Origin of the sequence: Amycolatopsis sp. NPDC058986 (genome assembly GCF_042741125.1) — a bacterium.
In the GTDB taxonomy this organism is placed as follows: Bacteria; Actinomycetota; Actinomycetes; order Mycobacteriales; family Pseudonocardiaceae; genus Amycolatopsis.
Window position 1 is genome coordinate 216,141 of the sequence record NZ_JBHYJW010000004.1, and the last position, 10,845, is coordinate 226,985.

The 10,845-nt window shown below is 71.1% G+C and carries 9 protein-coding genes; 3 read left to right on the forward strand and 6 right to left on the reverse strand.

Features of this window, described 5'->3' with window-relative positions; translation table 11 throughout:
• Positions 1–361: 361 nt before the first annotated feature.
• The 4 genes from ACFW0G_RS05970 to ACFW0G_RS05985 all read right to left on the reverse strand — a co-directional run bounded on the left by ACFW0G_RS05970 (position 362) and on the right by ACFW0G_RS05985 (position 4,599).
• Positions 362–1,045: a fasciclin domain-containing protein gene (locus ACFW0G_RS05970; RefSeq protein WP_378323644.1), complete on the reverse strand. Its 684-nt coding sequence runs from the start codon at positions 1,043–1,045 to the stop codon at positions 362–364.
• Positions 1,046–1,169: 124 nt separating this feature from the next.
• Positions 1,170–2,714, reverse strand: coding sequence for a molybdopterin-dependent oxidoreductase (locus ACFW0G_RS05975; RefSeq protein WP_378323645.1), 1,545 nt, complete (start codon positions 2,712–2,714; stop codon positions 1,170–1,172).
• Between the two features lie 63 nt (positions 2,715–2,777).
• Positions 2,778–3,014 (reverse strand): glutaredoxin family protein, encoded by a 237-nt coding sequence (locus ACFW0G_RS05980; protein ID WP_378323647.1) that lies wholly within the window; start codon positions 3,012–3,014, stop codon positions 2,778–2,780.
• A gap of 76 nt (positions 3,015–3,090) precedes the next feature.
• Positions 3,091–4,599 carry an AMP-binding protein gene (locus ACFW0G_RS05985; protein WP_378323648.1) on the reverse strand — a complete coding sequence of 503 codons (1,509 nt, stop codon included), beginning with the start codon at positions 4,597–4,599 and terminating at the stop codon, positions 3,091–3,093.
• Between the two features lie 309 nt (positions 4,600–4,908).
• On the opposite strand from ACFW0G_RS05985, the gene ACFW0G_RS05990 reads away from it, so the two are divergent.
• The 3 genes from ACFW0G_RS05990 (at position 4,909) to ACFW0G_RS06000 (ending at position 7,881) form a co-directional block, all read left to right on the forward strand.
• Positions 4,909–5,622 carry a sigma-70 family RNA polymerase sigma factor gene (locus ACFW0G_RS05990; RefSeq protein ID WP_378323649.1) on the forward strand — a complete coding sequence of 238 codons (714 nt, stop codon included), beginning with the start codon at positions 4,909–4,911 and terminating at the stop codon, positions 5,620–5,622.
• Positions 5,623–5,733: 111 nt separating this feature from the next.
• Positions 5,734–6,828, forward strand: coding sequence for a DUF5667 domain-containing protein (locus ACFW0G_RS05995; protein ID WP_378323650.1), 1,095 nt, complete (start codon positions 5,734–5,736; stop codon positions 6,826–6,828).
• Between the two features lie 150 nt (positions 6,829–6,978).
• Positions 6,979–7,881, forward strand: coding sequence for an HAD family hydrolase (locus ACFW0G_RS06000; protein ID WP_378323728.1), 903 nt, complete (start codon positions 6,979–6,981; stop codon positions 7,879–7,881).
• Between the two features lie 522 nt (positions 7,882–8,403).
• Here ACFW0G_RS06000 and ACFW0G_RS06005 read toward each other — a convergent pair.
• Positions 8,404–9,480 carry a lysophospholipid acyltransferase family protein gene (locus tag ACFW0G_RS06005; RefSeq protein ID WP_378323651.1) on the reverse strand — a complete coding sequence of 359 codons (1,077 nt, stop codon included), beginning with the start codon at positions 9,478–9,480 and terminating at the stop codon, positions 8,404–8,406.
• A complete protein-coding gene (locus ACFW0G_RS06010) occupies positions 9,477–10,526 on the reverse strand; it encodes an NAD-dependent epimerase/dehydratase family protein (RefSeq protein WP_378323652.1) in 1,050 nt (349 codons plus the stop codon). Before ACFW0G_RS06010 ends, ACFW0G_RS06005 begins: the two co-directional genes overlap by 4 nt.
• Positions 10,527–10,845 lie beyond the last annotated feature (319 nt).

Sequence of the window (10,845 nt, forward strand, 5' to 3'; positions counted from 1 at the left end):
CCGGCCGAGTATGTCCCGAACGCTCCGTTCGGGACCTTGAACGTCTCGAACGCGTCGTTCAGGACACGCGCGCCGGACCCGGATGTGCCGAGGGACGCCTTCGGTGCGTTCAGCTCACCGACGGACGCCCCCGTCGCACCCCACCGCACCCAGGGACGCCTTCGGTGCACCCGCCACCCACCCAGGGACGCCCCCGGTGCACTGAACGCACCGAGGGACGCCCTCGTCGCAGCCAACGCGCCAGGGTGTCCCTCGGGCACACGCCGCGCCCCCGGAGAACCCCATCAAAGCCGTGAAGGCCTCCTTCACAGCGCTCAACGCTGTGAAGGAGGCCTTCACGGACCTTCGAGCAGAGAGGGCCTCAGTTCCCGGTAGAACCGGGGGTGAGGACCTTGTCGATCACGAACACGGTCGCGTTCTTGGTCGCGATGTTCCCGCACAGGATCTTCGCGCCGTTCACGGTCAGCTGGTTCCCGGTGCCCGCGAACGTCAGCTGCCCGCCGTCGGTGGCGAGCGTGGGGGACGTCTTCGCGGCCTCAAGACCCTTGGCGTCGAGGCGCTTGCCGACGACGTGGAAGTTCAGCAGCGACGTCAGCTCGGTGCCCTTCAGCTGGCTGAACTTCGTCTCGCCGTACGCCTTGACGGCCTCGTCGGACGGCGCGAACACGGTCACCGCGGGCGCGCTGTTCAGCGAGTCCGTCAGGTTCGCGTTCCTGATCGCGGCCGACAGCTTGGTCAGCAGCGGGTTCGCCGCGGCAGCGGCGGCGACCGTCTGCTGCCCCATCGCGGTGACGCTGCCCGCCTCACTGCCGTGCGGCAGCGACTCGCACGCGGAGCCGAAAACACCGGAGCCGCCGCCCTCGGCGGGGCTCGGCGTCGACACCGTGCTCACCGGCGCCGAGGCGGGCGCGGGGGCGGGCGGCGTCGCGGACTTGTACTGCTCGGCCTTGCCGCTGTACGCCGCGTCGTCCGGGTTGCAGGCCGTCAGGGCCAGCACGGCCACGGCCGCGATGCCGGCTCCGGCGACGCCGCGAAGCTTCACCACAACGATCACTCCCTGTTCGGTCCGGGAACGCCACGACAAGACTGTCTCGTCACCCGGAGCTGTGCCGGGTCGCCACCCAAGGTTTTTATAGCGGAGCACCCAGTCCGAACCGTGGAAGGGGTGGTCAGCGTGCGTCCAGTGTCACCGAATGCCACCCGGTCGCGCCGTCCGGGACCGGGTCCGCGCGGGCCTCGGTCTGGGTGTAGCCGGACCGGTCGGTGGCCCGGACGAACACCTGGTGCGAGCCCGCCGGGACGTCGAGCTCGGTCCACCACATGCGCCAGGTGTCCTTGCTGACCTCGGCGGAAAGCGTCGTCTCCCGCCACGGCCCCTGGTCCAGCCGCACCTCGACCTTCGCGATCCCGGTGTGCTGGGCCCACGCCGTCCCGGCGACACGCACCTTCCCCGCGGTCACCCGCGCGAACCCGCTGGGCGTGTCGATGCGGGACTCCGTCTTGATCGGCGCCTCGCGAGCCCAGCCGCGGCTGAGCCAATAAGCCTGGCGCGCGCTCCAGGTCGTCACTTCGAGGTCGGTGACCCACTTCGTCGCCGAGACGTAGCCGTACAGCCCGGGAATCACGATCCGTGCCGGGAAGCCGTGCTCGACCGGCAGTGGTTCGCCGTTCAGGCCGATCGCCAGCATCGCGCCACGCTCCGGGTCCAGTGCCGCGCCGATCGGGGTACCGCAGGTCCAGCCGTCGGCGCTGGTGGCGGCCAGCTGCTCCGCGCCCGGCCGTACCCCCGCCTCGCGCAGCAGATCGGCGAGATCGACGCCGAGGAACCTGCCGTTCGAAATCAGCGGGCCACCGACCTCGTTCGACACACACGTCAGCGTCACGAGCCGCTCGACGAGCGGGCGCGAGCGGATGTCGGTGTAGGACAAGGTGAGTTCGCGGTCGACCATGCCGTGGATGCGCAGGCTCCACTTCTCGCTGCGCAGCTGCGGGACGACCAGCGCGGTGTCGATGCGGTAGAAGTCGGCGGCCGGGGTGACGAACGGCGGCGTGCCGAGCTTGGCGAAGTCGGCGTCCGGCGGGATCGGCGGCACGGTGCGGGCCGGGACGAGCGGTCCGATCGCCTCGCGCGAGCCCTCGGCGTTCGTGCTGGTCCCGAGGAGCTGTCCGCCCAGTCCGGCGACACCCGCGCCTGCCGCGACACCGACACCGGTGACCAGGAACTTCCGGCGCGACTCGCCGTCGTAGGACCGCGGCTCGACCGGCAGCGCGAGCCGGTGCAGCCAGGTGAACACGGCGAGCCCCGCCACCAGCGCGGCCACCGGGGCGAGCAACGAGATCTGGCCGAGGTCGTTCCGGACGTACACCGCGGCGATCCCGGCGACGCCGAGCACCGCGACGAGCACCTGGCCGGCCAGGGGCTTGCGTCGCGAAAGCTGTCCGGCGGCCAGCGCGAACAGCACCAGCACGACACCGAGGCCGATCTTGAGGACGAGCTTGTCCGCCGTGCCGAGGGTGCGTTCGGCCCACTTCACGATCCCCTGTGGGCTGTGGTCGATCACGAACGTCGCCACCGCGACGAACGGCGAGGCCGCGTAGCCGACGAACCCCGCGACCAGATGCCCCACACCGAGCGCGGCGGCCAGCGCGAGGACGCCGATCAGCGCGGCGACCGGCAGCGAAAGCCGCTCTTTCCGAATCCCTTGAGCCTCCACGTGTCCATATTCGACGCGGAAGGCGGATCCGGCTTGGGATTCGGGCCTTACCGGGCTATTACGTCAGGCCAGCGCCGCGCGGAGCCGGTCCTCCTCGACCTTCCAGTACCCGTGCTCGGCGCCGTCGACGAGGATCACCGGAACGCGGTCGCCGTACTCGGCACGCCATTCCGGATCGGTGTCGACGTCGGCGGCCTCCCACGGCACCCCGAGCTCCCCGCAGATGCGCTCGACCTCGGCCTCGGCCGTCACACACGACGGACACCCGACCCTTGTCATCACCGTGACCTGATGCGCCATACGTCCATCCTGCCCAAAGTGCCGTTAAGGCCACCTTACGGGCGTCAGACGCCTGCAAGGTGGCCTTAACGGCACGTCAGCGGAGCCGGAGACGCCGGAGCTTGCCGGTGGCCGAATGCGGCAGCGCGTCGGTGAACTCGACGGCGTGCGGCACCTTGTATCCCGCCAGCCGCTCCGCGCAGTGCTCGACGACCTGCTGCTCCGACAGCGAAGTGCCGTCCAGCGGCACCACGAACGCCTTGACCGCCTCGCCGCTGCGCTCGTCCACGACCCCGACGACGGCCGCCTCGGCGACCTCCGGAAGCTGCCCGATGACCTCCTCGACCTCGCGCGGGAAGACGTTGAAGCCGTTCACGATGATCAGGTCGTTGGCCCGGTCGACCAGGTGCAGATCGCCCTCGCTGTCGAGGTAGCCGACGTCGCCGGTGCGGTACCAGCCGTCCTCGGCCGGGCCGGCGGCCCCGTCCGGCCAGTACCCGGAGAACAGGTTCGCGCCACGGACCGAGACCAGCCCGGTGCCGCCGGCGTTGTCGAAGACGTCGTCGGGGTCGTCCGGGTCGAGCGGCGGTTCCTGGGCGTCGCCGTCACTGTCCACCAGCCGCAGCTCGATCCCGGGCAGCGGGCGGCCGACCGACCCCGGCTTCGGGTAGCCGGTGACCAACGTGGACGTCACCACCGGCGCGCATTCGGTGAGCCCGTAGCCCTCGTAGACGTCGAGGCCGGTGGCCTGTCTGATCGCGGTGAGCACCTTCGGGTGCAGCGGCGCGGCGCCCGAGTTCATCCGCCGGACCGTGGCCAGGCCGCGGCCCAGCGCCTCGGCACCGAGCGCGGCGAATTCGGCGTACATCACCGGCACCCCGGCGATCGAGGTGACGCGGTGTTCGGCACACAGTTCGAGCGTCCTGGTCGCCTCGAACCGCTCGGACAGCACCGCGGTCGCGCCGACGGCCGTCGCCTGCAGCAGGCCCGGCCCGAGCCCGTAGACGTGGAACAACGGGATCGTGATCAGCACGCGGTCGGTGTGTTCGAGCGAGCCCCGGACCTCACGCAGCTGCGCCAGGTTCGCGAGCAGCGCGCGGTGCGAGAGCATCACGCCGCGCGGCGGGCCCGTCGTGCCGGACGTGTAGGAGATGACGGCGATGTCCTCACCGCCGCGCACGACGTCGACCGGCTCGGCGGGAGCGCCGCCGGCGCGCGGCGGCAACGCCACGACGTCCTCGGGCAGCTCGTCCCCGGAATCGCGCTGGATCACGACGAGCGCGCCGCAGTGGTCGAGCAGTTTGCGCAGCTCCGGTGCCGGGGCCTGCGGGGAGATCGGGACGACGATCGCGCCAGCGCGCAGCGCCGCGTAGAGCCCGATCACGAAGTCCGCGGACGTCGGCAGCCGCAGCGCGACCCGGTCGCCCGGGGTGATCCCGGCCTCGGCGAGTTTCCCCGCCAGAGTGGCCGCGGCGGCGTCCAGCTGTCCCCAGGTGAACACCTCGTCACTGTCGGTGTCACGGACCGCGACGCCGTCCGGCCAGCTCGCCGCGGCCTTTCCGAGCAGCGCGGTTACTCCCTCCGGCGCAACGTCCTCGACGGTCACGCGTACCCCACTTTCCTCGTCGGAAGCCGTTGCCAGTTTGTCATCTCCTCCCCCGTCACGGGGATCCCTGGCGTTCGTCGCATTTCCGCAACCTCGATACCCCTACCTACTTCGCGGTAACAACACGTATGCTGCACTGCGTCGCCGGGTGGTGTTGATCACGCCCGACGGTCGAGCAGAGGGAGTCGCCGTGACGAACTTGCCTGCCCACGGGGTCGTGGGGCACGCGGGACGGTGTACTCCTGTGCGCGGGGGCAGTGTCGTCAGCAGGGGTACCGGGGGCAGAGCAGACGCCGGAGGTGCCACTCGATGACCGTGCCGACCGCAGCCGCCGGCCACCGGCCCGTCGCGATGTTCACCGAGCGCGTCCTCGGCGCAGCCGTTCCCTTGAACCGGCGAGCCGGAGACACCACGGTGAGCACAGACGAGACCGAACGCGCCGAAGCCGCCAAGGCCGAGGCATGGGACCTGGTGCGCGCCGCGCAGAACGGCGACACCTCCGCGTTCGGACGGCTCTACGACCGGTACGTCGACGTCGTCTACCGGTACGTGCTGTTCCGCCTGGGCGACCGCGATCTCGCCGAGGACGTCACGAGCGAGACGTTCCTGCGCGCGCTGCGCCGCATCACGTCGGTCAGCTACCAGGGCCGTGACGTCGGGGCCTGGTTCGTCACCATCGCCCGCAACCTGGTGCTCGACCACGTGAAGTCCAGCCGCTTCCGGCTCGAGGTCGTCACCGACGAGGTCAGCGAGCCGGGCACCACACACGCTCCCGGCGTGAGCAGCCCGGTGCCCGCCGGGCCCGAGCAGCAGGCGATCGCCCACGCCACCCGCGCCGAACTGCTGCGCTGCGTCGCGGAACTGGGCGACGACCAGCGGGAGTGCATCATCCTGCGGTTCCTGCAGGGGCTGTCGGTGGCCGAGACGGCGCAGATCATGAACCGCAACGAAGGGGCCATCAAGGCGCTCCAGCACCGCGCGGTACGACGTCTGGCACAACTTCTGCCCACCGGTTTGCGCTGAACTTCGCAACTTCGCACTCATTGCCCGGAATCCGTAACTCTCGCGCGCGCTGAATCGTTTTTCCTGCCAGACCGGCAGTCAGGGGCCGGTGATGCGGGACGGAGCAAGACCGTGGGCGTGCCCGGGTGGCAGTCGCGGGAGCGAGCCGAGCATGAGCGGTTCGCCCGCGCGCTCGAACCTTCGCCGGAGCGGCGGAGCGGCGAGTTCGCCGACGAGCTGGCAGTCGTCGGCGCCTTGCGCGCGCTCGGCGACACCGGTTCGCCGGACCTCGAGACGCGGCAGCGGATCCACGCGGAGATCGCGGGACGGCTGGCCGCGTCGGCCGACGCGCCCGGGCGCCGCCGGGTCCGCCTGGCCAATCTGGCGGCCGCCGCGGCCGCGGCGTTCCTCACCCTCGCGGGTCTCGGGCTGGTGCTGTCGAAGGACGCGCTGCCGGGCGACACGTTGTACGGCGTGAAGCGCGTCGGCGAGTCGGCGTCGCTCGGGCTGGCGTTCGGCGACCGGGCCAAGGCCGAAAAGCACCTCGAATTCGCCGGGCACCGGGTCACCGAACTCGGCGAGCTGGCCCCGGCGACGCAGGCCGAGGTGTACCGGCGGACGCTCGGCGACTTCGTCACCGAGGTGCGGGCCGGGGTCTCGGGTATGACCACGGTCGCGATCGGCGACGCGGGGCGCCAGCCGCTGGCCGATCTGCGGATGTGGGCGCGGAACCAGTCGTCGCTGCTGGCCACCCAGGAGACCAGGGCCCCCGCGGACGCGCTGATCGCGTTCACCGAGGCGCGGGGCGTGCTCGACCGCGTGCAGCAGCGTTCGACGGATCTGGTCGCGCGGCTGGGCTGCTATCAGATCACCACCGGCTCGACGGACGAGCTGGGTGCGCTTCCGGCACGCGGCGAGTGCTCGACGCTCCCCGTGCCGCCGTCGGGGGGCGGTGTCGTGCCGTCGCCAGGGGAACCGGTCACACCACCGTCCACCGGGACGACCACGACGCCGCCGGCGCAGCTCGTGGTGTCGCCCGGCTCGGAGCCGACGTCGCCGACCCAGCCGTCATCCACGCCGACGCACGGGACGACTCCGCCGCCGGTGTACGCGCCGCCGATCCCGACGCCGACCCAGCCGCGACTGCCGACGCCGACGCCGCCCCCGCCGCCGCGGATTTCGCTGCCGCCGCTGCTGCCCGGCCTGCCGCCCATCATCGTCCCGTGACAGTCGCCCCGTGACTGTCGTCGGTGTCACTGTCGTCGGCGTGACTGCCGGTCCGTGACGGAGGCCATACCCCGGACGGGGAAGGTGAGCGCTCGCTACGCTGTGCTCAGGCATCCCGGACGTTCCGGGCCGCCGGGGCGGTAGCTGGACCTGGAGGCGGTGTGCGTGTCCGCTTGGCGTAGCAAGGACAAGACCCAGGAGCTCGAACGCCGCGCCGCGCTAGCGGGCGAGGCGTCGGCCGAGGCTGCCACGAAAGTCGCCGAACCGCCCGCGCCGCCCGCCCCGCCGGATCTCACCGCGGCCGCCTTCTTCGACGTGGACAACACGATGATGATGGGCGCGTCGATCTTCTACTTCGCCCGCGGGCTCGCCGCACGGAAGTTCTTCACGACCTCGGATCTGGCCGGTTTCGTGTGGGGCCAGGTGAAATTCCGCCTCGGCGGGCGGGAGAACAAGGAAGACATCAAGACCCACCGCGAACGCGCACTGTCCTTTGTGGCCGGTCGGACGGTCGAGGAGCTGACCGCGATCAGCGAGGAGATCTACGACGAGCTGATGGCGGACAAGATCTGGTCCGGCACGCGCGCGCTCGCGCAGATGCACCTCGACGCCGGGCAGCGCGTGTGGCTGGTCACCGCGACGCCGATCGAGCTCGCCGCCATCATCGCCCGGCGGCTCGGGCTCACCGGCGCGCTCGGCACGGTCGCCGAAACCCGCGACGGTGTCTACACAGGACGGCTCGTCGGCGACATGCTGCACGGCCGCGCGAAGGCGCACGCGGTGCGCGCGCTGGCTTCGCGCGAGGGCCTGAACCTCAAGCGCTGCACGGCGTATTCGGATTCGCAGAACGACGTCCCGATGCTCTCGACGGTCGGCACGGCCGTCGCGATCAACCCCGACGGCGGCCTGCGCGACGTCGCCCGCGCCCGCGGCTGGGAGATCCGCGACTTCCGCACCGGCCGCAAGGCCGCGAAGATCGGCGTCCCGTCGGTGCTGGGTGCCAGTGCGGTGGCGGGCGCCGTCGCGGCCGGACTCGCCTACCGCAAACGCTGACCGCTCCCCGCACGGCCCGCGGAACCGGCGGACCTCACCAGCACACGCGGCACTCGGGCACTCGGTGTCCGGCATGGGGCGCTTCCCCGCCCTGGGCCGGGGTTTCCCTCCCATAGGTATCCCCCCACCCTCCCTGGGGGACGGCCCCACCAGCAGTCTATCGCCGGGGTGCGACAGAACCTCGAAAACGAGCTGAGCGGCTCGGAGTTGTCCACAATCGGCTGGGGCTGTGGACTACCGCGGAGAACGGGGCCGGTCGGGTCTGGAGCATGTCGCGAACGACGCGTTGCGGACGTTGAACGTCTCGAACGCGTCGTTCGGGACGTGCGCAGCCCTCGAACGTGCTGGAGGCGGATTCCGGCGCCGGTGCTGAAGGACGCCTTCGGTGCGCTCGATGCACTGAAGGCGTCCTTCAGCACCACCAACGCACTGAAAGCGTCCTTCAGCACGGCCCCACCGCACCGAGGGACGCCCCCCGCGACGCCACCGAGGGCCTCCCTCGCGCCAGGAACCAGAAGAAACTCAGCCGCGGAAGACGCTCTTCCGCTGCGAAAGCCGCCGGTACAGCGCCTGCTGGATCGACTCGCGCACCTGATCGGTCAGCGTGAACACCAGCATCGGGTCGTCCACCGCGTCCGCGTCGTAGGAGTCGGTCCGGATCGGCTCGCCGAACTCGATGCTCCACTTCGTCGGCAGCGGCACCGCGCCGAGCGGGCCGAGCAGCGGGAAGAACGGCGTCACCGGGAAGTACGGCAGGCCCAGCAGCCGCGCCAGCAGCCGGATGTCCCCGATCTTCGGGTAGATCTCCTCGGCGCCGACGATCGACACCGGAATGATCGGCACCCCGGCCCGCAACGCCGCGGACACGAACCCGCCGCGGCCGAACCGCTGCAGCTTGTACCGCGCGGAGAACGGCTTCCCGATGCCCTTGAAGCCCTCGGGCCAGACACCGACGAGTTCTCCCTTGCGCAGCAAGCGTTCCGCGTCCTCGTTGCAGGCCAGTGTCTGCCCGGACTTGCGGGCGAACGAGCCGACCAGCGGCACCCGGAACACCAGGTCCGCGCCAAGGCAGCGCAGATGCCGCGAGTCCGGCGTCTCGTCGTGCACGGCCACCGCGGTCATCAGCGCGTCCAGCGGCACCGTGCCGGAGTGGTTGCACACCAGCAGCGCGCCACCGTCGGCGGGCAGGTTCTCGACGCCGAAAGTGCTGACGCGGAACCACTTCTGGTACAGCGCGCGCAGCGGCGGCAGGAACAACGCGTCGGTCAGGTCGGCGTCGAAACCGAACTCGTCGACGGTGTAGTCGCCGGTCAGCCGGTCGCGCAGGAAACCGAGCGCGGACACCAGCGACGCGGGCAGCAGGTCGCCGTCGGGCTCGTCCGATGCTTCCGGTGCGGCGGAACGTCCGGGGAAGGCCACCACCGGGGCCTCCCGGCGCGCCTGGTCCTGGTTCGCCGCGTCCGCCTCCCTCAGGTCGCCGGCGGCCTCGGCGGCCGGATCGGCCTGCTTCTCCCGGCCGGGCCCGTGCAGGGGAATGATCTGTGCCTCGGCACCGCTCACGGTGTGCGCCTCGCCTTCGAAGTTGGTCGCCCGGCTCACCGATGCACCGCCTGACCGGTCGCGGCGGCGACGAGCACCTTGCCGGCGAGCCCGGCGAGCTTGCTGCCGTCGAGCACCGGCCGTAGCCCGCGGCCGGTGATGTAGTCGTCGAACGCCTCGCGGGTGCTCCAGCGTGGCGTGTACCCGAATTCCTTCTTGAGCTTCGTGATATCGACCACTCTGCCGAAATTGAGCAGCCGGACCTGGTCGGCCGAGAAGTCGACCACCCTGGCGCCGCGCAGCACCTTGCCCACCGAGGGCACGACCATGCGCGGCATCGGCAGTTCGACCCGCCCCGCCCGGCGGATCGCCTGCGACAGCGTCAGCACGCCGTCCGAACCGACGTTGAACACGCCGGGCTTGTCCTCCAGCGTCGCCCGCTCCAGCACCGACAGCGCGTCGGACGCGTGCAGCAGCTGAAGCCGCGCGTCGTAGCCGAAGACCGTCGGCACCACCGGAAGCGCGAAGTACCGCGAAAGGACCGTGTCGACCTCGGGGCCGATGACGTTCGCGAACCGGCAGAGCGTCACGGTGATGTCGGGGCGGCGCCGGGCGAGGCCCCGCACGTAGCCCTCCATCTCCACGGCGTCCTTCGCGTACCCGGACGACGACGTCGGGATCAGCTCGGAGTCCTCGGTGAACACAGCCTGGGAGCGTGCCCCCGCGCCGTAAACGGCCGCGGTCGACTTCACCACCAGCTTGCGCACCCGCGGTGAACGCTGGCACGCGGCCAGCAGGCGCATGGTGCCGATGACGTTGACTTCCTTGATCGCCGTCCGGCCGCCGGGGGCCGCCGGATGCGCCGTGCAGGAGGCGTGCACCACGGTGTCGACCTTCGCGGTGCTGATGACCTTCGCGATCAGCGGGTTGCGGATGTCCGCGCGGACGAACTCCGCACGCCCCATCCGCTGCAGCACCGCCTTGTCCGGCGGCACGGTATCGACGCCGATCACCCGCTCGAACTCGGGATTGTTGCCGAGCCGGGCGAGCAGCTTCCCGCCGAGCTCTCCGGCCACCCCGGTGACGAGCACGATGTTCGACGGCATGAGACTCCCTGCGGCATAGGGCGGTGACGGGCGGAATGATCACCCAAGGTGCGCGAACCTGCACTCACTGGAAGCATCGCGCGGACGCGTCACCGATGTTACCGCCCAACAGAGGCACCTCTACCAGGTCTTACATGCTCTTAACCGCGATCGGGCGAAAAGCGACGCGCGCCTCACTCGAATGGGCGGAGCGGCCGAAGAAGGCCCAGGAAATGGACGTGGGGCGGGCCCCCGCTGGGCGGGGGCCCCGCACGACCCGCGGCGAAAACGGGGGGCTTTCTGGCGGGTCTGGGCGGGCCGCGCCGGGGGCGCCGCCCCC